Genomic DNA, 24,937 nt, shown 5'->3' on the forward strand with positions numbered 1-24,937 from the left:
TTTCTGCTCTCAGGTTTTAGATTGCCCTTTCTTGGGTCTGTCCCCTTATAGAGCGAAGTATTGATAAAGTGAAAAACGTGCGTTGTACGGTCAGGGACAGGCCGAAGTGGAGGATTGTCCCTTCTTTATTCAATACACCGCTGGCGCGAGCCTCCGGCTCGTGTCCAAACGCATTGCTGATAATTACTACCTTGGTAATGAGCAAAAGAGGATCGGGAATATGTGCGGACACGAGCTGGAGGCTCGCGCCAGCGAAAATTACCTCACTAATATCAGGTAGCACAAATCAGATATCGTAGAGACAAGGCGTTGCCTGGTCTCTACATAGATTGCAAAACCTGAGATTTGACTACTATCAGGTGAAAGAACTCTCCGCTTCTTATAACTCCAGTCCGAACTTCTCAGCGTTATCCTGGGCGGTTTCATAGCCGGCATCGGCGTGGCGGAAGATGCCCATGGCGGGGTCATTGTGCAGCACGCGACGGAGGCAACGGTCTGCGCGGTCGGTGCCATCGGCCAGGATGACCATGCCGGCGTGCTGGGAATAGCCCATGCCTACACCGCCGCCGTGGTGGAAGGAAATCCAGGTGGCGCCGCCGCTGGCATTGGCCATGAGGTTGAGGAGCGGCCAGTCAGAGACGGCATCGGAACCGTCTTTCATGCCCTCGGTCTCACGGTACGGAGAGGCCACAGAGCCGCAGTCCAGGTGGTCCCTGCCGATGACGATAGGGGCTTTTACTTTGCCTTCGCGCACCAGTTGGTTGAATAGCAGACCTGCTTTTTCGCGCTCGCCCATACCCAGCCAGCAGATTCGGCTGGGAAGTCCTTGGAACGCCACTTTCAACTCGGCTTGTCGAAGCCAATTGATCATGTGTGTGTTCTTGGGGAAAAGCGCTTTCAGGGCTTCATCGGTTACTTTGATGTCCTCGGGATGACCGGAGAGCGCCGCCCATCGGAACGGGCCTTTGCCCTCGCAGAACAGCGGCCTGATGAACTCTGGCACAAAGCCGGGGATCTCAAAGGCGCGGGGCTCGCCACCCTGCTGGGCGAACTCGCGCAGGTTGTTGCCATAATCAAAAGTCACGCTGCCGCGGCGCTTGAGTTCCAGCATGAAGCCCACGTGGCGGGCCATGCTTTTTAGTGATTGCGCACGGTACTGCTCAGGGTCTCTTTCCCGCAGGGCCAGGGCCTGAGGCAAACACATGCCGTGGGGCACGTAGCCGTTCAAAGGATCGTGGGCCGACGTCTGGTCGGTGAGGATGTCTGGGGTGATGCCGTCCTGGATAAGTTGCTCCAGCACATCGCCAATGTCGCCCACCAGGCCAATGGAAACGGCTTCTCCCTTGTCTTTGGCGGCCAGGGCCAGGCGCACGGCCTCGCGGTAATCAAAGGTCATTTTGTCTATGTAGCGGGTCTCCAGGCGTTTTTTGATGCGCTCGGGGTCAATGTCCACGCCCAGAAACGTGGCGCCTGCCATGGTCGCCGCCAAAGGCTGGGCTCCGCCCATACCGCCCAGGCCGCCGCTCACCACCAGTTTGTGGCGCAGATCGCCACCGTAGTGCTGCCGGGCGCAGGCCGCAAAAGTCTCATAAGTGCCCTGCAGAATGCCCTGCGTCCCGATGTAAACCCAGGAACCGGCCGTCATCTGCCCGTACATCATCAGGCCGCGCTCCCGCAGCTGGTTAAAATGCTCCCACGTTGCCCACTTGGGTACCAGGTTGCTGTTGGCGATGAGCACGCGCGGCGCCTCGGCGTGGCTCCTGACCTTGCCCACCGGTTTCCCGCTCTGGATAAGCAAACTCTCGTCTTCCTCCAGGGTCAGGAGCAGCTCCACAATCTTGCGGGCATCCTGGGGCGTGCGCGCTGCCTGCCCGATACCGCCGTACACCACCAGCCGTTCCGGGTCCTCGGCCACCTCTTCAGACAGGTTATTCAAAAACATCCGGAGGGCGGCTTCTGCCTGCCAGTTCTTCGCGTGGAGCGTGGACCCCACCGGCGGAATGTACACGGGGTGGTTTGCGTAGGTCTGGATGAACTCTTCTACAGAAAGCTTGAGTGAGGAGGCTGGGCGGGACAGAGAGATAGTTTCCATGTGGACAGAGTGGTTTAGTGCTAAAAAGGAAGGCTTGGGCAATAACAATCCATTAATTTACTAAAAATTCTTAATTTGATTACAAATGGGTAACACAAATCTGGTGGAATTTTGTTTTTAGGTTCCTTTACGTAAAATAGGCTTAAAACAGGATACGGTAAGCAGCACAAAACCACGAAGCCATTCTATCACCCGGAGAGGGGCATCCGCGTAAACTCAGGGAGAAAAGACTACCTTTGTCCTGGAAATATGGAAGAACAGAAAAACAACCCCTTGCACGGGAAAACACTAGAGATGATTCTGGTGCTGCTGGTAGACCATTATGGATGGGAAGAACTAGGCGACCGCATCAGGATCAACAGCTTCACGCACAACCCCAGCATCAAGTCCAGCCTAGCCTTTCTGCGAAAAACCCCCTGGGCGCGCAAGAAAGTAGAAGACCTGTACCTGCGCACCTTCGCCTGAGAGCTTGTTTAACTTTTGGATTGGTAAGCGAAAAGGGCAAACTCAGGCTCTTGCTATGGACATTTGCAGCACCAAAGACAAAGTTTACATATGCCCAGAGGTTTTCTTTTCAGGGTCTTGCCGCCAAATAAGGTGGCGTACATTTTTCCGCACACGTATAGTATTCAGAATCAGCACAAGACATGCCAACAGATAACACCATTCGGCTCAACAAATTCATCAGCGACTCGGGCTTCTGCTCGCGCCGCGAGGCCGACAATTACATAGACGAAGGCCGGGTTACCATCAATGACCGCACCGCCAAAAAAGGCGCCACCGTAAAGCCCGGCGACAAAGTGGCCGTGGACGGCGAGGCCATTAAAACCCGCAAACCCAGCGACCGGCCCATTTACATCGCTTTCAACAAGCCCACGGGCGTCACCACCACCACTGATACCAAGGACAAGAAGAACATCATTGACTTCATTGGCTACCCCAAGCGCATCTTCCCCATCGGGCGTCTGGACAATGCCTCTGAAGGACTCATCTTCCTGACCAATGACGGTGACATTGTGAACAAGATCCTGCGCGCCGACAACAACCACGAGAAAGAATACGTGGTGATGGTGGACAAGCCCGTGACCGATGACTTCATCCAGAAGATGAGCAACGGCGTGCGCCTGTTTGAAGGCGTAACCAAGAAGTGCTTTGTGCAGCAGCAGGGCCACAAGGGCTTCAGGATTATCCTGACACAGGGCCTGAACCGGCAGATCCGGCGCATGTGTGAGGCACTAGGCTACAAAGTAGAGCGCCTCAAGCGCACGCGCATCATGACCGTGAAACTAGACGATCTGCCTACCGGCCACTGGCGCTATCTTACCCTGGAGGAGATCAAATCCATCAACCAACTGGTGGCGGAGTCTTCCAAAACTGAGGATGCCTCCTCGTGGGGTAAAGAAGCGGCCCGCGCCGCCAGAAAAGCCGATGCCGCCGACTTGGCGGATGAAGACGAGGTAACAGAGGAATTCGGGGTGAAAGTGCACCGCGTGGCCCGGCCTCAGCGCACAACCCAGGAGTACGTGAACCCCAAGTCAAAAGCAGTCCGCAGACCCAAGGAAGATGAGACCGCCAACCGCCGCCCTGCGCCCGCGTCCAAGGCTGCCCCTACCAGAAAACCCAAAGCAGACCGCGACGACTTCTATGACGATGACTTCGCTTCTGAAAGACCAGCCAGAGCCTCCTCTGAGCGCAAGCCCAAAGCCTCAGGGGGTAAGAACCTGAAAACCAAATCTGAGCACGCTTCCAAAAAGACCCCTCGTTCGCCCAAAGGTTCGCTGGCCCCCAGAAATCCCAAAGCCAAAGCAACCCGCAAGCCCAAACCAGCCGGTGACCAGACGCCCAAAAGAACGGCCGGTACCCGTGGCAGAGGCAGACGGTAAAAGCCAGATTAAGCTATTTCATTTATAAGCCAGAAGCGTTTAGTACCTGTTTCAAGAAAAACGGGGCCTAAACGCTTCTCTCGTTTACAGGCACCAAACAACCCACCCGGCTAGCAATTTTGGCCTTTACTGGAAAAAGCGCTTTCTTTCGCCTAGCAATTAATCCCGATTTGCCCGCCATGACCCACACCGCCTACGAAGAAAAAGCGCTCCAGGAGCTACGTGAGTGGCAGCAGCAGATGCTGAGGGAACCGTCTTTGTTCAACCATCTCTCCCGGGGCGTGCAGCAAAAACTAAACAGCTACATTCCAGAGAAGGTGCACCAGGCCATTACGGCAGCCATTAAGCAGATGATCAGGGCGGTGCTGTTTGGCGCGCGGCACACCACGGGAAGTGCCTTTGCGCATGCCACGCTGGAGCTGCAGGAGAATGTGGTGCGTGACCGGATTGACTTCTATAAGAAAACGGCCGCCACCGAAGGGGGCATCACGGGCGCGGGCGGCTTCCTGCTGGGCCTCGCCGATTTTCCGCTGCTGCTGAGCATCAAGCTGAAGATGCTGTTTGACATTGCCGCGCTCTATGGCCACTCCGTGGATGATTACCGCGAGCGGGTGTACCTTCTGCACATTTTCCAGCTGGCTTTCAGCGGACAGCAGCAGCGCCGCGAGGTGTACCTGCAGATGGTGGACTGGGAAACCCAGAAGCTGCACCTCCCCGAGGACATCCACCAGTTTGACTGGCGCACCTTCCAACAAGAATACCGTGACTACATTGACCTGGCCAAAATGGCCCAGTTGATTCCGGTCATCGGGGCACCCGTGGGCGCGGTGGTCAATTACCGGCTCCTCCAGAAGCTGGGCATCACGGCCATGAACGCCTACCGCATGCGCTGGAAAGAACAATCCTCTTTTAACCTGCTCACCCCGGCAGACGATTCTATCCTGTGATTATCCTTAGAAGCCCATCCTTCTAACGGGCACATTCCAGCTCGTTGTTTCAGGGCCAGATTCTTAAAAACGGCCTAAAAATAAAGGGAGTCTCCTAAGGTTACCTCTCTAAGATAAATCCTAGAAATAGGGCGCTGCAACCTATAATTTATTAACACGTTGCTAAGAACAGCACTGCCTGCGCTGCGGGTTTGTACTGACTGTAATACTACTTGAGCCTTAACCCTACCGCTATGAAAAATCTATTCACTTATAGTTTGGCCACCGCGGCCATTCTATTGTTCAACTCCTGCGCCACAAACCCGGTTACCGGAAAAAGAGACATCAACTTTGTGTCTGAGGAACAGGAGGTAGCCATGGGCATGCAAGCCGATCCGGGCATAGTAGCCCAGTTTGGATTGGTGCAAAACCCCACCCTGCAAAAGTTCATCCAGGAGAAAGGCCAGCAGATGGCCGCAATCTCGCACCGGCCTAACCTCAAATACGAATTCAAGATCGTGGACTCTCCCGTGCTGAACGCCTTTGCGGTGCCGGGCGGGTACGTGTATTTCACCCGTGGCATTATGGCGCACTTCAACTCTGAGGCGCAGTTCGCCGGGGTATTGGGCCACGAGATCGGGCACATCACAGCCCGGCACTCGGCGCAGCAGCAAAGCAAGGCCACGCTCACCCAAGTGTTGCTCATAGGCGGGATGATCGCGTCCCCTACCCTGGCACAATACGGAAATGAGCTCATGCAAGGAGCCGGCCTGCTGTTCCTGAAATTCGGGCGCGACGATGAGCGCCAGTCAGATGAGTTGGGCGTGGAATATTCCACCAAGATTGGTTACGATGCCAGCCACATGGCCGATTTCTTCCAGACGCTGCAGCGGCAAACGGAGCAGGGTGGCCAGGGCCGAATCCCGGAGTGGCAGTCTACCCACCCCGATCCCGCCAACCGCTACACCACTGTGCACCAGCTCGCCGATCAATGGAAACAGAAAACCCCTGCCGCCAACCTCAAAGAAGGGCGCGATAGCTACCTGCGCATGATTGACGGGCTCATCTACGGGGAGGATCCCAAACAGGGCTTCGTGGAGAACAGCACCTTCTACCACCCAGAGTTGAAGTTCCAGTTCCCCATCCCGGCCGGATGGCAGCACCAGAACTCACCGCAACAAGTGCAGATGGCGCCCAAAGATGGCAAAGCCCTGATGTTCCTGCGCCTGGCCGAAGGCAACTCCCTGGAAGCCGCGGCCCAGAAAATGCTCACCGATAACCAACTGCAGGCCATAGAGTCTAAACAGGTGACCGTAAACGGCATGCCCGCTCTGGCCGTGATCTCACAGCAGGCACAGCAGCAACAACAACAACAGCAGCAACAAGCCCAGCAACAGCAGGCGGCGCCCATTCAGGCTTTGAGCTATTTTATCCAGTACGGCGGCAACATCTACAACCTCACCGGGGTGACCACCGCTACTGACTTCAACACCTATTTCCCGTATTTCAATGGCACCATGCAGAACTTCCGGCAACTCTCTGACCCGGATAAACTCAACCGGAAACCCGAGGTGGTCAGAATCAAAACCGTGAGAACAGCGGCTCCCTTGTCTCAGGTGCTTCAGTCTTACAACGTACCAAGCAAACGCTTTGAGGAAATGGCCATCCTGAACGGCATGCAGTTAACCGACCGCGTAGCAGCCAACACTTTGATAAAGGTGATTGAAAAGTAGACCTGGAACCTTCCTAAAACGAAAAGCCGCTTCTGAACAGGAGCGGTTTTTTTATGGGCGTTTTTCTCAAAACTAACTAATTCCGGAAGTTCTGGGTGATCATGAGCCGGCGGTCATTGCCCTGCAGCACGCCAATGCCTACCCGCCCGAAATTAGGCCGCAGAATGTTGGCGCGGTGACCCGGCGAGTTCATGAGTCCGTTGTGGGCAATGTCTAAGGTGGGCGCCAGCGCCAAATTCTCGCCTGCCAGCCGAAATGGGACCCTGGCCTTGCGGATGCGATCAAACGGACTCCAGCCCTCGGGGGTGTAGTGGGAGAAATAGCCACGGCGGAACATGTCTTCTGAGTGCAGCCGGGCTACCCGGCGCAAAGAAGTATCCGGGGCCAGGGGCCGAAGGTTTTGTTTGGCGCGTTCCTCGTTCACCAGTTGCAGCATTTCGGCCTCCAGATCGGGGCGGGGTTTCATGTTTGTGACCTTGTACGGCAACTCAATCATCTCCTCGGTGCCCGGCTGCACCGTGAGTTTGCGCATGGTGCGGTTCAGGGCCTCGTCAAAGACCGGCGACAAGGCGATTTCGGCTTTCTCAGAAACAGCGGAGAACTTCGTAGCCAGGGTGCTGCCCTGTACTTCCTCTTGTACATTGGACGGCAGAGGGAAAGCCGTGAGCAGCACTACCACCAGGGCCGCCGTTACCAGGCCGCTCAGCAGGCCAGGAATCAGGCCCAGGATCTGGTTGGTTTTGGTTTTATGCACGTTGTAGGGCAACCTGGAAAGGACCCAATCGCCCAGCGCCTGGATAAGGATACTGGCCAAAACGGCTACCAGAAAAAAGGAGACCGGCAACAGCCAAAGCTCGTTCCAGTCCACCACCTTTTCCAGCCAATTGGCTACGTAAGGGTATAAACTCAGGCCTAAAACTAAACTCCCTACCCACCTGACCAGGTCCAGCAGGCCATAGGTAAAACCCCGGTACCAACCCGTATAAAGGCTGGAGAGTATGATAAACAACAGAAGCAGGTCAACGTAGTTCATAGAAGGCGGGCTAGGGCTCTTTCGGGAGCTAAAAGCTACAAAATCTAAGGTGATTATCCGTTTCTTTTACCAACGCCCCGGCGGTTCTGTTACCCAACAAACCCTGCTTCTAAGAGGATAAAATACGGAATTTCGCCAAACCGGGGAAGCAGGCGCTTCTTCTGGCACCTTTTTTCGTATATCCGTTCAAAAAAAGACAAACAAGATGGGCAAGACAGAAGTCATTCATGACGAAGATGACCTTAGGTTCTACATAGACCTGGACGGCGAGGAAGCCGAACTCACCTATACCTTCACCGAGAACAAAGAATTTGACCTGGATTACACCTTTGTGCCGGAAAGCCACCGCAACCAGGGCCTCGCAGATAAGCTGGTTAAAACGGCGCTGGACTACGTACGGGACCACCACCTGCACTTCATTGCCTCCTGCCCCGTGGTGGAAACCTACGTGAAGCGGCACCCAGAGTACAAGGAGTTCATGCACGAGGTGTAAGCCTGCGCCCGCAGACGCACCTTTTATGACAAACCGATTTAGGCTGTTTTCCCCAGATCGGCCTTGAAACGAGCCCATGCTCTCCATTTCTTCTGTCTGCCCGCCCGGTCAAATGGAAGCCGATAGCAAAACTTGTAGTACCTTCGTGTTTCTACTTGCGTACGCTTTCAGACATGAAAACTATCTCCATCATTGGGACCGGGCTTATAGGCGGTTCTGCTGCGTTAGACATCAGAAAAGCGGGTTTTGCCACCCACCTGGTTGGGGTGGATCACAACCCCCAGAACGCTGACCAGGCCGTGGATTTGGGTTTGGTGGACCAGGTGCTTCCGCTGGCGGAAGCCGCTGCCCTCTCTGATCTTATCCTGGTGGCCATCCCGGTATCGGCAATCCAGAAACTGCTGCCTTCCCTTTTGGATATGGTGCCGCCGCAGACGGTGGTCATTGACCTGGGCTCCACCAAAAGCCTCCTCTGCGATGCCGTGCGCGAGCACCCCAACCGTGCCCAGTTCGTGGCCGCCCACCCCATTGCCGGTACCGAGTACTCGGGCCCCACAGCGGCGCTGGAAGGTTTGTACCAAGGCAAAATGAACATCATCTGCGAAAAAGAACTGTCATCTGACCATGCCCTTTCCACCGCCGAGGACCTGTTTTCAACCCTGGGTTTGAAGACCATTTACATGCAACCCGAGGAACACGACAAGCATGTGGCCTATGTTTCTCACCTCTCGCACGTGAGCTCTTTTCTGCTGGGTTTGACCGTGCTGGACGTGGAGAAAGACGAGCGCAATATCTTCACGCTGGCAGGCTCGGGTTTCGCCTCCACGGTGCGTCTGGCCAAAAGCTCCCCGGATATGTGGGCACCCATCTTTGAGCAAAACGCCCATTTCCTGAGCCACGCTTTAGCCGAGTACATCAAGCACCTGCAACAGTTCCACCAGTGCCTCCTCAACGGCGACACAGACCAACTCTACCAGATGATGCAGCAGGCGAACCAGATCAGGCCGGTGCTGGATGGCATCGCGCAGGTATCGCCGGTGAAGTAAAGGCGTTTAGGGGCTGTTTTCTAGGAATTACAATTTAACTATCTTCCTCCTAATGTTGAGCCCTTCAAAATACAGGATGTAAACCCCCGGGCTTAATTGCTGAAGGTCTATTCTGTTCTCCCCTACATTCAGTTTCAGCTGTTTAATAGGCTTACCTTCTATTGAATACACAGTGACATTGCTTGGCCTGGTTAAACTTAACGTCATGGCGTCACTCGCAGGATTCGGCTTTAGCCTTACCAGGTCTGCTTTCAGGTCGGCCTCTACATTCGTTACGGTAGTGGTATGCTCAAATGCCCCTATGTCAACAATACCTTTGATTGCATCCACTCTCGGGGAACCCATTAGGTCCAGAATTGGAAGAAATAATCCTGTAGTATCTATCATTCCTTTATCAATGGCAACGCTACCAGGCTTTAATGAAAAGTCCAGTGGGGTTTTTAATCTAAAAGAAGGATCAACACCTATCAGGTTGTTTTTCAGAACCGCGTCTGGATGATCATGATAAGGGTCAAACTGGTAGAAGACATAATCTCCCTGTCCATTAGAACCCCAGCCTTCGTTGCCAAAGATAATATTGTTGGCAATCAGGCCTGAGGTACCAGTATACAGGCCATGGCCCCCCATGTTTGTAGCTTTGTTTCTGTAGATAGTGTTGTTCGCGATAACTTTACCCTCTCCGTAATACCCTCCACCGCCGTTGGAAAATACCTGATTATTCTCATTGTAGGCAATGACATTACTAACGGCATACACATTTGAAGCTTCACTGTAAATGCCTGCCCCTTTAAGGGCACCTTTATTTTCTAATATCCAGTTATTGTAGACATGCGTGAAGGCAGCAGAAGTGAACAAATTGATTCCCTGTGTATTTTTGGCAATACGGTTATGGTGTATTGTATACCTGGGAACAGCTTTAGTAGCTTTATAACTGTCTGTCATGTATATACCTATGCCGCTGTTTCCTTCTATGGTATTATGGTGGACCGAGGCGTCTGACGACGTCAAATGTATACTGGCTCTCCATCCTTTTTTATTGTTAGAGATTATGTTACGCGCAATCTCTATTTTGGACTGGTAAACATTAAGGGCTTGGCCCCGGTGTAGAGAATAAGAACCTATACCGTTATCAGTGAACAGGCAATTGGTAACCTTGGCATTGCTTTCACCTACGGAAACGCCGGGGCTTCCATAAAAATAAACCGATCCATCATTATAGCTTGGGTCTGGGGAAGAAACGAAATTACTGATGAACGAGCAGGAGTCTATTTCAACATTAGCTGCCCGGTAAGCTACTATGGATCCCAGCGGAGGAAAATAGATATACTTGGGCTTCCCTGAGGAGAAGTAGGTACCCCTTCTGCCAAACTCTCCTACGTTCTTGATGATACAATTCAAGAGGCGCACAGTGTCCTTGGGCAAGGTATCCAGGAAATTAATTCCGCCCCAACCCTCCTCGTACGTGATGGGGTTGCTGTATTCGTATTTAATCCAGTGGGCGGTATCCTTGGCGTGGAACAGGATCTTTTCCTCAGCAGTGCCTAAGGCCTGGAGGTTCCCATAAACAGTGAGGTCGTACTCTCCCTGGAACTCTATCTCTACTCCAGGTCTAATTTGGAGGCTTTTAGCACTGTCAACGGTTATGTCATTGTAGACTAAGTAAGGGCTTTCCGTCTTGGTCCACGTGCCTTCCACCTTTTTGTTTGTTACTGCTGTCCCGCTCTTAATATAGTTGGGTAAGCGCAAGGTAGCTTCCAAACCACTGCCATCCTTTACTGTTAAGCTCACACTGTAAGTGCCATTTTCTTTGTACTCATGCTGAGGTGATTTTTCTGCAGACGTAAACCCATCACCAAAATCCCAGTGGTAAATAAGTTCTTTATTGGTGCCTGCAGAGGAGTTGTTAGTGAATGGGACAAGAAACGGGGTCTGACCTCTGGTAGTTTTACTCAAGAAGTCTGCTTTGGGCTTGAAAACGCCTTGAGATTGGTTGAAGGGAAGGGCGCCAAGATCTGCTGGCGACCCGTCTGGATCATTTGGAGTATTAAAGTGCGATGCGTCAATGGCCGGGGATTTTAGGCCGGAGTTATTAGGGTAATTTTCCCAAACCAGCCTATAATCATCTTCTTCAGGGTTTACAAAAAGGGGATCTTTGTTTATTGCCACTTCCGGCTTAGATAAGGAGGCACCTTTGATGATACAATTTTCAAATACCATTTCGCTTGCGCTTCCTTGCACAACATCCTGCTCTCCCCAAATGATGCAGTTCCTTATTTTTGGAACATAAGGGAACGAAGAAACTACATTCCTATACTCAACATTAAATTGGTCATTGTACCCCGCCGAAACAATTGCCTTGTAGTAACCAGTACCAATGTTATAAGCTACTGTGCAGTTTTCTACTACTGGCCGGTCTGTAAGACCGGCCGCCATCACAATCGCACCAACCTCTCCCCTATTTTTATAAATAAGACACTTATCAATTTTGGTGCTGGAGTTTATGACATAGAGTCCCCCAGAATGGCTTCCGCTGTTATATCTTATGGTAGTGTTGCTAATTATCAATTGGTCATATTGGTCTACTCTGACAGGGGAATACGTTTCTGGGTCTAAAACTTTCTCTATGATGGCAAACTCAATTTTGGATTTATGGCCTTCTCCCGGTGAACCTAAAAGCTCAATTCCTCCCCAACCTTTTGTCTGGGTAGATAGTAGTACTGGCCTTTCTTTTTCTCCTGCTATTTCTATATCCCCCAACACGCGCATATCTACGTCCTCCCCAAAGAGAATTTGTGTACCTGGAAGAACGGTAAGAAGTACCCCTTTCTTTACAACCACTGATTTGTCTACTCTAACCGTGCCCTGCCAGGTGGAGTTGACTGCAATGGTGTCACTTGATGCAATAGAAGGGAAAGCGGATATAAGAAGTAATAAAAGGGTAAAGTATTTTCTCATAAAAGACCTTAGGCACTTGGCTGATAGCAGCATTTGGGATTTAACACACTCTGCAAAGGTATCATAAATAGAATCCTTACTTGCAACTCTTCTTTAGTAGGAAAAGAGGTTGTCTTCCCCAATTCAGAAAAGATAAAGGTGTTTCCGGCCTGATTCTGGAAAAACGTGCTGAAAGCAGGTGAACCCCATGTGGCTAGGCCCGTACTCTGCAGGAAGGGATTTTCCACACCACCAAAGGAAATAAGCATGGGCCTCACCGATTTTCTGCAAAAGATTAAGAAAGAATGGGAAGTACTGCAGGGCGAGAACGCCAAGGATAAATTCTTCTACCACGAGAACACCTATCCAGATGAGGCCACCGCCCGGCAGGAGTTTGTGCGGACCAAACAGAAACTGTTTGATGTGAACCGCTGGTCCTCCCTGTCCGGCATCAACTCCACTTTCCACCTCTATGATAAGCAGGGGCATCCCTCCAAAGCCACCAAAGTACAGGTGGGTGATTACATGCAGATCATCCTGCCTGCCACGGCCATTGAGAACTGGGTAACCGTGATAGAAGTGGTGGAGGAAGAAGACGCGGCCCAATTCATTGTGCGCCCCTGCCCCAAACCCGAGGTCCAGAAAGATGCCATGGATGGGGAAGAAGTAAAGCATTTCTTCTCCGAAGAAGCTACCAGCACGTTTCGGGTCCTGCGCGAGGGCACCAAGATCATGGGTATGGAGATCGGCCGGGACGAGAAACCCAACCAGGGCGACCAGGCCGGCGGCCGAGGCGTTCTCAACACGCTAATCTCAGCCGGCGGCTGGGCAGGATTCCAGGCCCTACAATGGGGTAAAATCACACGCTATTACGTGCACCTGGAGGAAACGCCCGAAAACCAGGCCTGAAAGAACCCGGGTCAATTCTGGGGCATCGCGGAATCCTGGGGCTTTTTAGGATGGAACCTGCCAAACATGATATTCAGGATGAAACCGGTGTATTTCACTTTTCGGCTAAGATGGTATTCTGCGCCCAGGCTTAAGCCCACGGTAGAATAAGGGCAGATAATCATTTCACCTCGTTAAAAAGTCACCCTGCCCTGCTCTAGTCTCAGTACCTTGGTCACGCACCTTGGGATTTCCTGCTGGTAATGCGTCACGTAGATGAGCGTGGTGTTGCTGCTGGCGCAGATGGCCTCAATGACCTGTTGGAAGCGTTGTTGCTGCTGGGCATCCATCCCCTGACAGGGCTCGTCCAGGATCAACAGCGGCGGGTTCTTGATGAGGGCCCGGGCCAACAAGCACAGCCGCTGCGTGCTAGCCGGTTCCAGCCGGAGGTTCTTTTGCGCCTCCTGCCCTTTTCCCAGTAATTCCAGCCACTTCATGGCCTTAGCGGCATTCTCGGGTACGCTTTGTTTGAACAGGCCCAGGGTATCGTACAAGCCAGATTCCACCACCTGCAGACAGGTCTGCTGGTACGGAAAAAATTGAAACAACTCCGGCGACACAAAGCCTATTTTCTTTTTAATATCCCAGATGGTTTCGCCGGTACCGCGCTTACGGTCAAAGAGCGTGATGTCTTTGGAAAAGGCCTGCGGATTATCGCCGTTCAGGAGACTGAGCAGGGTGGTTTTTCCAGCACCGTTGGGTCCCAGCAGCGCCCAGCGTTCGCCTTGCTGTATTCTCCAGTTCACCTGTTGGAGCACCGCTTTTCCGCCGTACTCCACTGATACCTCCTTCAACTCCACAATGGTATTAAACTCAGAGGGCGTTTCGGAGGTGAGCAACTCTGCCAGCAGGTTTAGGTCAATGTTCCCGTGGGATTCTGGCTGGAAGCCGTTCAGGTCAAAGCTTTCCCTGCGCTGGGCCGACGCCAGTTTCCCCTGATGCAGTACCGCCACGTGCGTGATATCCTGCGGAATTTCCTCTGCTGAGGTTGCCATTACCACCGTCACGCCGGAGGCGATGATCTGGGAGAGCAGATTGTTGAAGTTCGCGCGGGAAGCCACGTCCAGCCCGGTGAGCGGCATGTCCAGGAGCAACAGCTTGGGATTTCTAAGCAGAGCCGCCGCCATGAGCAAGCGCTTGGTCTCGCCGTTGGATAGTTTGATCAGCTCCTTCGGGAGTAACTCCTGCAAAGCGAAGGTCTCCACCACTTGCGAATACGTCCAGTGGGCATCAGATTCTTCCAGCGGGCGGGTAGAACTCAGGTAATCTTCCACGATGGGCGCGTCCTCCACATCGGTGGCGTGGTAGCGCTGCTGGTAGTAGAAGTTACTGCTGTTGGTGGAGAAATTACGGAAGGAATGCCGTTGTCCCACCTCCCCAATTAAGTCCTTGAATGTGAAAAGTGGGTCAGAAACGGCATGTTCCTGCACATACTCCTGGTAGAACTCATGGGTCACCTTTCCGCCCACCACGCTCAGTTTTCCGGCGATGGCCTGCAGCAAACTGGTTTTCCCGGAGCCGCTCTCCCCCACAACGGCCCAATGCTGGCCTTTCTGCACCTCAAAGGAAAGGTCCCGGAAAATAACATGGTTCAGGTGACGGACCGTCACGTTACGGAGGGAAAGAAAAGGTGATGACATGAATGCAAGCAATGGTAATTTCTCTAAAATAAGGGGTTTGCCCCGCCTAACCTAGCCTTTTCTGGTCTTCTTATTTTACCCCCGAAATCTTAAAAACAGGCCAAAAACAGCATCGGGCTGAAACTGTGCCCAATGAACACGCTTCAGCCCGATACCGCAACCCAACTTCTGCTTAAACCGCCTGCGATTGGGTGTACACCTTCCCAAACCTATCCGAGACTTCAACCTTGATTTGCTTGGCGCCCGCCGAGGGTTTGGCCCAGAACAGATGGTCGGTCATGGTGGGGTCAACGAACTTGTGCTTGGCCGGCAGATTTGGCCCGGCGTGCAGCTCTACTGAGAGCGGGTCCAGGCCCATCTCCTGTTTCATCTCGCCTTTGCGTACGCCATCTTCAAACCAGGTCACTTTCCACTCCGGGTCCCAGTTCCAGACGTTCACCACCACTTCCTCGGGGCGGTCTTTCACGGCTCCTTTTGGGTAGATCCTGAACTGGTGATCGCGCTCGTGGCCTACTGATTTGTAGTACCATTTCATCTCGGAGCCGTTCACCTCATATACCCCGTAGCCGCTGGGCGAACCGTCGGTGCAGATGGGGCCCGTCCACCAGGCGCCGCACACAGCTCCGTGCGTGTGTTCAATGATGTCGTTCTCTATCACCTTTTCGCAGATGTGCGTGTGGCCAGACATGATGTGCGCTTTGTAGGGCTTCAGCAGGCGGTACAGTTCCTTGCGGTTAGACACCACGCCGCCCAATGTTTCGTCTTTGAGTTTCATGCGTCTTTTCTCCCCGCTGTTCACCGGAATGTGCACCGATACCACCACCATGCTGCCCGGCTTCACATAACTTAAATCCTGCTCCAGCCACTGCAATTGCCGCTCCGTGAGGTACCCGATGTAGCGTTTGGCCGTGCCGATGAAGAAGACATCGTCCAGCACCACGTAGTGCACCTCGCCACGGTTGAAGGAATAATACGTCGGTCCGAACAGCTTCTTGAACGTATCACCGGAGCCTTCGTCGGTGCGGGCGGTGAGGTCCATATCGTGGTTCCCGATGACCTGGAAAAACGGAATGCCCGAGATCCCGATGGCTTTCTGGTAATCCTCAAACAGCTCAAACTTGTCCCACACCAGATCCCCGCAACCTATGCCATGGAACAGCGTGTTCTTGCCGTAGCCGTCCACCAGCTTCTTCAGATCCGGTGCCGATACGTTCACCAGTTCCTCAGCGTCTTTCTTGTTGATCATCTGCGGATCGGCCCATACCACGAAGTTGTGATTCGTATCGTCCTGGGTTAGTTTCTGCAACTCAAAATCGGCAGTAAAGCTGGACTTACCGGCCGGGATAGGCTGGTAGAATTTTGCCACGCCTTTTTCCTGCGGAATCTCATAGCCGCGCGGCACCGAGATGTACACAAACTGAGCGGTGGCGTTGCTTTCCAGGCTGTATTTGCCGGATTTATCCGTTGTAACCAGGTTGATGCCATCGGTGACCACCACCCCGGGAATTCCTTTGCCTCCAGCCTGCACTTTGCCTTTGATGCCCACCGCTGACAAGTCAACTTTCTGGTCGGTGGCTTTCTTGACAGCTTGCGCCTGAACCGCACCCATGGGCAGGGTTAACCCGAGCCCCAAAGTGCCTAAGCTTTGGAGGAATTTTCTTCTAAACATGTGAGAGAATTTGGTTGTTGTTGATTAGGGGAATTGACCTTGGCAGGCCGGTAAATATTCAGATAAGCGGATTTCCGTTTAGAGCCTCCTTTTGCAAAAACAGCCCTAAAACGGCAATAAATGTCAGTTGGCCGTTTTTCGCAGCCAGCCGGAATGTGTCACGAAAGCGAGTAGGATCAAGTTAGTTCGCGGTTAGTTTCTTTACTTTCTCCAGCAGCAACTCGGGCTCGTTGGTGGTGATGAAATCTACCTTGCGCTGCAGGAGCCAGTCCATCATGTCAGGGGCATTCACGGTCCAGACGTTGACGGTGAGGTTCAGGGCGTGGGCCTCCTCTACCCACTGCGGATTCTTCTTCACCACGCTGTGGTGGTAGTCGAAACCGTACATCTTGTCTTTGGCCAATTCACCCGGGGCCTTCTCGCCGTTGAGGTAAGCCACCTTCGCCGAGGGCTCCAGCTCCTTTACTTTCTTGCAGATGTCGTAGTCAAAGCTGATGTAGTCTACCCACCCTTGGGCTTTGTGCTTTTGCACCATTTCTACCACTTTCCGCGCCAAGGCCTGCCCCCGCTCTTTACTAATGCTAGAAGGTTTGATCTCCAGGATCAGCTTGGTTTTGTTCTGGCTCATTCCAGCCTGCAGGTACGCCTCCAAAGTGGGAAGCAGTTCACCGTTAGGCAGCTTCAGTTTAGCCAACTCGGCAGCCGGGGTTTTCTCAATGTGGATGCCGCTCACATCGTGGTCATGGTGGATGAACAGCACCGAGTCTGAAGACATGTGCACGTCAAACTCGCTGCCGGCGCAGCCTAGTTTGATGGCGTGTTGCAAAGCGGCAATGGAGTTTTCCGTAGCTCCGGTGTTCTTCCAGGCGCCGCGGTGAGCTACCACCCGGTTGGTGATGAACTCGTCCCTGACAATCCGGAAGGTATCCTGAACTGTGTTCTGCCCCTGCCCTACTGCCAAGACCACGTCTACCCATGGTTCAGAGATGGCCTTCTTGGCTTTTAAGGTATTGTCTTTGCCTAAGATGAAGGTAGTAGCGGAGGGACCTACCAGCTTCACCTTTGCTTTACTCATAGCAGGGGAAAGAACTACCACCTGGCCCACTTGCATTGAGCCGGGCTTAAAGGTAAATTTAGAAAGCGTCAATTGTGATTGAGCCATGGCGTTGGCGTGTACCCCTAATAAGAAACAGAAAAGCAGCTTCCAGGGTGTTACGATTCTCATAGTTTGATTGGTTAAAAGGGATCTCAAATACAAGGAAAGAATCTAAGCTTACCATGCCCAGGTTGTTAGAGGCACGGTAAGCTTAGATAGCCACCAAAGGTTATAACAGGCTTATTTTTCCCACCAAACCTTGGTATTGATGTCATCGCCGCCCATCATTTCTACGGCTTTTCTGTAGTTCTCGGCGTTGTTGGTTTGCACCGTAGTGGGGTATCTGAAGCGAACCGGAACTACTTTGTTGTTCATCATGACATTGGTGGTGGGAAGAACCGGGAAACCCGTGCGACGGTATTCAAACCACTGTTGATAATCCACAAAGAACAAGGCCAGGTACTTTTGCAGCATGATTTGCTCTAAGGTTCCGTTGTACGCGGCGGCCGGATTGGTGAAATACTCTGCGGGCATCACGGTTCCCCACTGTTCAATGGCGGCCTTCACGCCTTTCTCATATGCAGCTTTGGCGTCACCGGTCACAATGCCTTTCTGGGCCAGTTCCGCTTTGATGAACTCCACCTCGGCGTAGGGCATGATCACGGTGATCATGGGAGCGGTCACCAGGGCGACGTTGAAGGTGGAGGGAGCATAGTCAAATTGGGTGTCACTTCCTTCATAGCCGCTGGGAATCCCCTTGTACCCAACCTGCGTTCTACCATCTTTCGAGGTGGCTTGGGTGAAGAATCTAGCCCGGCGGGGGTCATTCAGAGCATTCAGGTGATCAATGAAGAAAGAAGAAGCCGCCCGACCGGTTCTGAAGTCTACCGCCCGGCCCCAAGGGGAAATCAACGGCGGAACCCCTGAGATCTGCAGAATGGCCGCATCTGTGTTTGAGGTGAATACCGGAAACTGTGTTGGGTTGTTGAGGATCTCCGTCATCTTAGCCACCGCATTCGTTTCCGTTCTTTTAGAGACTCTGAGTAGTAACCGTAAGCGCAGTGAGTTGCAGAATTTCTTCCACTTGGCCACGTTGTTGTGATACAGAATATCATCACCGTAGATCATGGTTTTGGTCGGATCAAACTTGCTGTTGGCGGCTTCCAGATCGGCCAGGATCTTAGTGTATATCGATTGCTGCGTATCAAAGGCCGGATACAGAATCCCCTCATCGCCGCGCGAAGCATCCACCATGGGAACATCGCCAAAACTGTCGGTGAGCAGGGAATAAACCCAGGCATTCAAAATAAGCGACACTGCCTCATAGTTGGGGTCATTGGCTTTCACGGCCGCGGCCTGCATTTCCTTGATGTTGGTTAACCAGCGGTAGTAGGTGTTCCAGGTAGAGCTACCGGAGTTCTCGGTGACATCATAGCGGTGGATGCCGCCCGAAGCACTGGGGAACGGAAGCGCCACTTGCATGAGGTCAAAGGTGAAGTCATCTGCCCGGTTGGCGTTGAAGCTGCTCATCTCATACAGGATGGGGTTTAGCAAGGTACCCGGGCTGATTTGCTCAATGCGGTTAGGGTCGGTGTTTACCTCTTCAAAATCATCGGTACAGGCGGTGTTGAGGGCACCAAGAGCAAGGAGGAATACAAAGGTCTTCTTTATGGATAACATGGTTCTTAGTTCTTTGTAAGAACCGCCGGCAGACTGGGTTAGACCACCGGCAGCTCTGAAAGGTTGAGTTGAAAAACTAAACTGTGATTGGCTTAGAATTTAAGGGTCACGTTCATGCCCATGGTTCTGGTAGAAGGCATCTGGCCCATCTCAATACCTGGCATGATGTTGCTTCCGTTCAGGGCCGCCGTTTCGGGGTCAAAAATTGGGAAGTCGGTGAGCATCGCCAGGTCACGGCCGTAAAGGGCAATGCTGGCACCATTGAAGAACTTGGTTCTAGCCAGAATTGACTTAGGCAGATTGTATTCCAGGCGAACTTCCCGCAGCTTCAGGTAAGAGGCGTCAAAGGAGTTGGACTCCACGTTGGCGCGGCGGTAGTATCGGGTGTAGTAGTCGGCGGGGTTAACTTTTTTGGTGTTCTGGGTGTAGGTACCGTCACCGTTCAGCACCACGCCATCGCCAATGATATAACCTTCTTCGCGGCCCATCAAGGTGTGTTTCAACTTGCCTTGCTCAGACATTTTGTGGTGGGTCTGGGAGTAGATGATGCCGCCGTAAGAAGCATCCAGCAGGAAGCTGAACCGGAAATTCTTATAAGAGACCTCGTTCAGGAAACCGCCTTTCCAGTCGGCGTAGGCGTTCCCGATGTACTGTACTTCATCTGGGTAGGCGGGCAAACCGCTGTTATCATACACAATCTGGCCATCGGGACTCCGCACAAATCCGAAACCGTAGATATCGCCGGTGGTACCGCCTACTTTGGCAATGATGGAGGCGTTACCTCCAACCCCCAACACCTGCTGGTCTTCAATGCCATCTGCGAGTCTCAGCACCTTATTATCGTTTTTAGACCATGTGACCGTTGACCTCCACTTGAAGTTGGCCAGGTCAATGGGTTTGGCATTTAGGACTAGTTCCAAGCCTTGGTTCCGTACTTTACCCGCATTCAACACCGCTCTGGTATAACCGGTGGTAGGATCAACCGGAATCTCCAAAATCTGGTTCTTGGTGAAGTTTCGGTACATCGTGGCATCTAAGCCAATACGGCCATTGAAGAGCATGAACTCCATGCCGGCTTCATAACTGGTAGTGATCTCGGGTTTGAAGTTGATGTTGTGTAGTGTGGTAGGCACGGAGCCCGAGCCGGCGAAATCGCTTTGGCCGTAGTATTTTCTGGTTCTGTACGGATCCGTGTCACTTCCTACTTGGGCGGCAGATAACCTCAGTTTGGCAAAAGAGATGTCGGTTGGCAGCCTGAACAGATCGGTTAAGATAAAGCTGGTACTGATGGATGGATAGAAGAAGGAGCTGTTCTGAACCGGCAGCGTGCTGGACCAGTCATTACGGGCGGTCAGGTCCACAAAAATCTTGTCTTCATAAGAGAAAGCGGCCAAGGCGTACAAGCTGTTCACTTCGCGGTTTCTGTGACGGGTGGTCATCATGGCGTTGCCTATTCCGTTGGACAGTTTGTATACCCCCATAATCACCAATCCATCCACCACGCCATCCGTGGCGCGGTACCGCTGGTTTCTCAGGTTACCCCCCACTGAGGTTCTCACGTCAATCTTGCTTCCTAACTGCTCTTTGTAGGTCAGTAAGGCGTCTGTGTTGATCTCGTAATCAAAAATGTTCTGCTCTTTGAAGTAGCCATAAGGGAAGTTGGCCGTGTTGAAAGGCCGGCGCATGGCCCGGTCCTCGGCAGTTAAATCAATCCCTGAGCGGACCATGATGTCTAGCTTGGGTGAGAACTCATAGGTTGCCGCCAGGTTCCCCACCACCGAATAGTTGTTCAGGGAGTTGGTCATCTCATAGGCAATCACATACGGGTTGTCAATGAAAGAACTGAATGGGTGAATTTGCTGCACTTGCTCCTGCCCGGCTTTCCATCTTGGCTCATACCAGGCCAGATCCACGTTAGGGTTCTGGAAAATCATGAAGTAGGCAATAGACTGGTTACTGTAGCCCGTGCCCGGCAGGTTGTCGCTCTTCTTGTTGGTAAAGTTAACTTTAGACGAAAGCTTTAGCCTTTTAGAGATGTTTTGGTTGATGCTCAAAGCTGCTGTTAAACGCTCAAAGCCGGTGTTAGGCATGATCCACTCGTTTTTAGAGTGCGTCAGGGAAGCCCTCACCGAGCCATTCTCTCCCCCACCCTCTAAGGCCACGTTGTTGGTGAGGGTGTACCCGGTTCTGAAGAAGCCTTTGATGTTATCTTTGTATGGTCTCCAAAGCTGTCTTTCCGCCGACTGTCCCTCCCGGGTTGGGTCATACTGGTAATAAGACTGACCATTGAACTTAGGTCCGAAAGCGCTGCTGGTTCCCCCGGTGTTGGCTCCGTCGGCTGAGGCGCCATAGGAATAATAAGGCTCACCGGCGGCGTTGAAAGATTTACCGGTTCCCTGCCCATATTCATATTGGTAATCAGGCCATTTCAGGACATCGTTGAAGCTGATGTTGGTATTCACCGTAACCCCAATGCCCTTGTCTTTACGAGACCCAGATTTGGTGGTGATGATCAAGGCACCGTTAGCAGCCCGGCTTCCGTAAAGGGCGGCGGCGCTAGGGCCTTTTAGTACTGTAATGCTTTCAATGTCATTCGGGTTAATATCCGCGATTCCGTTACCGAAGTCCACCGGGATATCATTGCCAGAACCGGCGCCGTAGGCATTGTCCACTCCAGAACTGGTCATGTCGCTGCTCATGGGTACCCCGTCTAACACGATCAGGGCATTGTTTCCGCCCGGGTTCAGGGAGTTATCGCCTCGTAAGCTGATGCGGGTGGAGTTTACGGGACCCGAGCCCGGAGAAATCAAATTTAAACCGGCCACTTTCCCAGACAGAGCCTGTGCGAAGTTATTGGGCATGGCATCGGTTAAGGCTTCGCTAGAGACGGTTTGGGTGGCATACCCCAACGCTTTCTGCTCGCGCTTGATACCCAAGGCCGTCACTACCACCTCAGATAACTGCTGACTGTCCTGCACCAGGTTTACCGTAACATTTGCCTCGTTCTGCGTGAAGGTTCTTTTGAGCGAGGTATAGCCCACAAAAGAGAATACCAACTCCGCACCTTTGGGCACCTCTATGGAGAAATCTCCCTCGCTTCCGGTGGCACCAACGGCTGTCCCGTTTGACGTGATCACCACGCCCGGCATTGTGCCTAACTCGGCAGAAGAAACCGTCCCTGAGACCCTGATTCTCTCGGTTTGTTGGGCAGGAGCAGCCACTCCCGCCTTTGGTTGAAGTTGGATTTTACCTGCTTGCCCCAACACCATTCTGGCAGGATCAGACGTCACTTGCATCAGGCTGGATGGGGAACGTTGTTCGGTGGCATGCACCACCGTGTTGGTTGGTTGTCCCTGCGCTCCTGCCAAAGTTGGCAGAGCTAGAAATGAAACCCCCAAAATCGTCTTGTAGGGAAATAAGTTTATCCTCTTGGAAGAAGGACGTAAACGTTTTCTCATGATTGGGTTTATCTGTTAATGAAAAGTTGGAGATGGACGATGTTGATGCACCGGCACGCTGAAGACTGATAGAAAATGTTACATTTCCTATAAGCAAGACGCCTTGGTTTTGACACTTCAAAAGTAGTGGACTGGGTTGTGAGAGGATACACCTAACCAGTTATGCTTTTGTAAAGCTTTTATTACCGCAATGTTTTGAGGGGATATGGCAGGAAGTAACCTCCCGTTTTCAAGCCACTTTCTGGAAAACAGGCAGGAAATGCTGGGCAGCTTTGGGATGAATATGGTTTTAGCTACAGATCTACCAAGCTTTGAAAAGAGCACATTATCTGATTGTACCCGATGTGAAAGTGAGAGGAATTCATTCTCAGAAGAACCTGGTTCAAGTTTTCAACTTGGACCTAAAATGGGCGGAAGTTTGCAACTTCCGTGAGGCGGCAGCCTCAAACATCTTGTGCTGAAAAGCAAAAAAGTGAGATGTCTTTTTAGTAGAAATAAGCCTTGCCATTGAAGGCAAAAGGCCTTGAAGTTCTACATTGAAGCTTAACTGCGGTGAAGCCCATTGACATTCTAACACATTTGAGGTTGCCGCCTCACGGAAGTTGCAAACTTCCGCTCATTTTAGGTCCAAGTTGAAAACTTGAACCAGCTATATTTTTAAACCAATATGGCGCGGAAGTAACTTTCCTAACTAAGAAAAAAGATGATTCTCATAGATACTTGATCAGCATGCCCCATCATCCCCCTACCCCCTTCAAAGGGGGACGAAATGCGTATGCGCTTGGAAGGGTATTGACAATTGAAATTCGGCAGCAGAAAACTACAACTGTGGACTTTGTTTGGTCCCAATCTTAATTCCTGATTCTGGTTCCTTTTCATAAAAACACCCTTGAAACAAACTAACCCAAAAGCAGAAAGCCCCGACACCTTTTCAGGTGCGGGGCTTTCAACAACACACAAACTAAATAAACGAACTATAAACAAGCTAAAATGGCCTTACACAAATAGATTCAGGAAGTCCTGGCGGCCGTTGAGGTACTCGTAGGCGAAGCCTTCTTCCAACATCCGGAGTTTGATGTTCTCCACATCATGGGGGCGTTTCACTTCTACGCCAATAAACACCGGACCTTTTTCCTTGTTATTTTTCTTAATGTACTGGAAATGGATGATGTCATCCTCGGGGTCTAGCACGCGGTTCACGAAGGTGCGCAGTGCGCCGGGCTTTTGGTTGAAGGTCACCATGAAATAGTGTTTCAGGCCCTGGTGCTGCATGGCGCGCTCTTTGATGTCCTCCATGCGGGTGATGTCATTGTTGCTGCCGCTGATGACGCAGACCACGTTTTTCCCTTTGATCTCCTCGGCCAGGGTTTTCAAAGCCGAGATGGTCAACGTACCGGCCGGTTCCAGGACTACGCCTTCCTCGTTGTACATCTTCAGGATGTCTTCGCAAATCTGACCCTCGGGCACCAGGATCACATCGTCCAGCAACTCGCGGCAAATCTCGAAGGTGATCTCGCCGGGGCATTTCACCGCGGCACCGTCCACGAAGGAGTCAATGGTTTCCAGCGACTGGCGCTTTTTCTCCCGGATGGAGTTGTACATAGACGGCGCCCCCAACGGTTGCACGCCAATGAGCCTGGTTTGCGGACTCACCTGCTTGAATACGCTGGAAAGACCAGAGGCCAGTCCGCCGCCCCCTATGGGCATCAACAGATAATCAATAGAGAAATCAGCGTCCTTGAAGATCTCCAGCCCCACGGTGGCCTGGCCTTCAATGATGGACAGGTCATCGAACGGCGGAATGAAGGTACTGCCGCGGCCGTCGCAGAATTCTTTGGCGGCCTGGAAAGTATCATCGTAGGTGGCACCGGTGAGCACCACTTCCACCATGTCCTTCCCGAAGAGGCGCACTTTGTTCACCTTCTGGGCGGGCGTGGCGGCGGGCATGAAGATGTAGCCTTTGATGCCCAGCAACTGGCAGGCATAGGCAACGCCCTGCGCGTGGTTCCCGGCGCTGGAGCAGACAATCTCCCGCTCTCTTTCCTCAGAGGACAATGAGGAAATCTTGTTGTACGCCCCCCTGATTTTATAGGAACGCACCACCTGCAAATCCTCGCGCTTGAGGTAAATCTCAGCCTCGTAGGTTTGGGAGAGCCACAGATTCTTCATCAAAGGCGTCTTGTAGATGACGCCTTTCAGGTTTTTAGCCGCCCTCTCAACATTTCCCAACGCGACCACGGTATCTAAGGAAGCTTCTTTCTGCATCTTTATTCTCTGTTTAAAGGAGAGGTGTTTCAGGCCCGATT

General features: G+C 52.3%; 16 protein-coding genes. 7 read left to right on the forward strand and 9 right to left on the reverse strand.

Annotated features, from left to right (window positions below):
* Positions 1-379: 379 nt before the first annotated feature.
* On the reverse strand, positions 380-2,092 hold the full coding sequence (gene hutU, locus J3P34_RS00425; protein ID WP_210485899.1) for a urocanate hydratase: 1,713 nt from the start codon (positions 2,090-2,092) through the stop codon (positions 380-382).
* Between the two features lie 249 nt (positions 2,093-2,341).
* On the opposite strand from hutU, the gene J3P34_RS00430 reads away from it, so the two are divergent.
* The 4 genes from J3P34_RS00430 to J3P34_RS00445 all read left to right on the forward strand — a co-directional run bounded on the left by J3P34_RS00430 (position 2,342) and on the right by J3P34_RS00445 (position 6,634).
* A complete protein-coding gene (locus J3P34_RS00430) occupies positions 2,342-2,557 on the forward strand; it encodes a VF530 family protein (RefSeq protein ID WP_149092955.1) in 216 nt (71 codons plus the stop codon).
* A 182-nt stretch (positions 2,558-2,739) separates the two neighbouring features.
* Entirely contained in the window at positions 2,740-3,975 is a 1,236-nt protein-coding gene (gene rluF, locus J3P34_RS00435; RefSeq protein ID WP_210485900.1) for a 23S rRNA pseudouridine(2604) synthase RluF, read from the forward strand.
* Positions 3,976-4,154: 179 nt separating this feature from the next.
* A complete protein-coding gene (locus J3P34_RS00440; protein WP_210485902.1) occupies positions 4,155-4,922 on the forward strand; it encodes an EcsC family protein in 768 nt (255 codons plus the stop codon).
* A gap of 233 nt (positions 4,923-5,155) precedes the next feature.
* A complete protein-coding gene (locus J3P34_RS00445) occupies positions 5,156-6,634 on the forward strand; it encodes a M48 family metalloprotease (protein WP_210485904.1) in 1,479 nt (492 codons plus the stop codon).
* A gap of 76 nt (positions 6,635-6,710) precedes the next feature.
* On the opposite strand, the gene J3P34_RS00450 is transcribed toward J3P34_RS00445, so the two are convergent.
* Positions 6,711-7,667: a CvpA family protein gene (locus J3P34_RS00450; protein ID WP_210485906.1), complete on the reverse strand. Its 957-nt coding sequence runs from the start codon at positions 7,665-7,667 to the stop codon at positions 6,711-6,713.
* A 205-nt stretch (positions 7,668-7,872) separates the two neighbouring features.
* Between J3P34_RS00450 and J3P34_RS00455 the strand changes: the two genes are divergently transcribed.
* Together J3P34_RS00455 and J3P34_RS00460 are read left to right on the forward strand one after the other, a co-directional pair.
* Positions 7,873-8,160, forward strand: a complete 288-nt coding sequence (locus J3P34_RS00455; protein WP_210465747.1) for a GNAT family N-acetyltransferase — start codon at positions 7,873-7,875, stop codon at positions 8,158-8,160.
* Between the two features lie 173 nt (positions 8,161-8,333).
* On the forward strand, positions 8,334-9,206 hold the full coding sequence (locus J3P34_RS00460) for a prephenate dehydrogenase (RefSeq protein ID WP_210485908.1): 873 nt from the start codon (positions 8,334-8,336) through the stop codon (positions 9,204-9,206).
* 27 nt (positions 9,207-9,233) lie between these two features.
* Here the strand turns inward: J3P34_RS00460 and J3P34_RS00465 are convergent, their stop codons facing one another.
* Positions 9,234-12,161, reverse strand: coding sequence for a PKD domain-containing protein (locus J3P34_RS00465; RefSeq protein ID WP_210485910.1), 2,928 nt, complete (start codon positions 12,159-12,161; stop codon positions 9,234-9,236).
* Between the two features lie 246 nt (positions 12,162-12,407).
* Between J3P34_RS00465 and J3P34_RS00470 the strand changes: the two genes are divergently transcribed.
* On the forward strand, positions 12,408-13,049 hold the full coding sequence (locus J3P34_RS00470) for a hypothetical protein (protein ID WP_210485912.1): 642 nt from the start codon (positions 12,408-12,410) through the stop codon (positions 13,047-13,049).
* A gap of 173 nt (positions 13,050-13,222) precedes the next feature.
* On the opposite strand, the gene J3P34_RS00475 is transcribed toward J3P34_RS00470, so the two are convergent.
* The 6 genes from J3P34_RS00475 to ilvA all read right to left on the reverse strand — a co-directional run bounded on the left by J3P34_RS00475 (position 13,223) and on the right by ilvA (position 24,896).
* On the reverse strand, positions 13,223-14,728 hold the full coding sequence (locus J3P34_RS00475; protein WP_210485914.1) for an ATP-binding cassette domain-containing protein: 1,506 nt from the start codon (positions 14,726-14,728) through the stop codon (positions 13,223-13,225).
* A 172-nt stretch (positions 14,729-14,900) separates the two neighbouring features.
* Positions 14,901-16,397 (reverse strand): calcineurin-like phosphoesterase C-terminal domain-containing protein, encoded by a 1,497-nt coding sequence (locus tag J3P34_RS00480; protein WP_246853485.1) that lies wholly within the window; start codon positions 16,395-16,397, stop codon positions 14,901-14,903.
* 181 nt (positions 16,398-16,578) lie between these two features.
* A complete protein-coding gene (locus J3P34_RS00485) occupies positions 16,579-17,622 on the reverse strand; it encodes a glycerophosphodiester phosphodiesterase (protein WP_246853486.1) in 1,044 nt (347 codons plus the stop codon).
* A gap of 111 nt (positions 17,623-17,733) precedes the next feature.
* Positions 17,734-19,173 carry a SusD/RagB family nutrient-binding outer membrane lipoprotein gene (locus J3P34_RS00490; protein WP_210485916.1) on the reverse strand — a complete coding sequence of 480 codons (1,440 nt, stop codon included), beginning with the start codon at positions 19,171-19,173 and terminating at the stop codon, positions 17,734-17,736.
* Between the two features lie 92 nt (positions 19,174-19,265).
* Positions 19,266-22,541 (reverse strand): SusC/RagA family TonB-linked outer membrane protein, encoded by a 3,276-nt coding sequence (locus tag J3P34_RS00495; RefSeq protein ID WP_246853487.1) that lies wholly within the window; start codon positions 22,539-22,541, stop codon positions 19,266-19,268.
* A gap of 1,086 nt (positions 22,542-23,627) precedes the next feature.
* Entirely contained in the window at positions 23,628-24,896 is a 1,269-nt protein-coding gene (gene ilvA, locus J3P34_RS00500; protein ID WP_210485919.1) for a threonine ammonia-lyase IlvA, read from the reverse strand.
* Positions 24,897-24,937 lie beyond the last annotated feature (41 nt).

This window comes from Rufibacter aurantiacus (assembly GCF_017916345.1).
Taxonomy (GTDB): Bacteria; Bacteroidota; Bacteroidia; order Cytophagales; family Hymenobacteraceae; genus Nibribacter; species Nibribacter roseolus.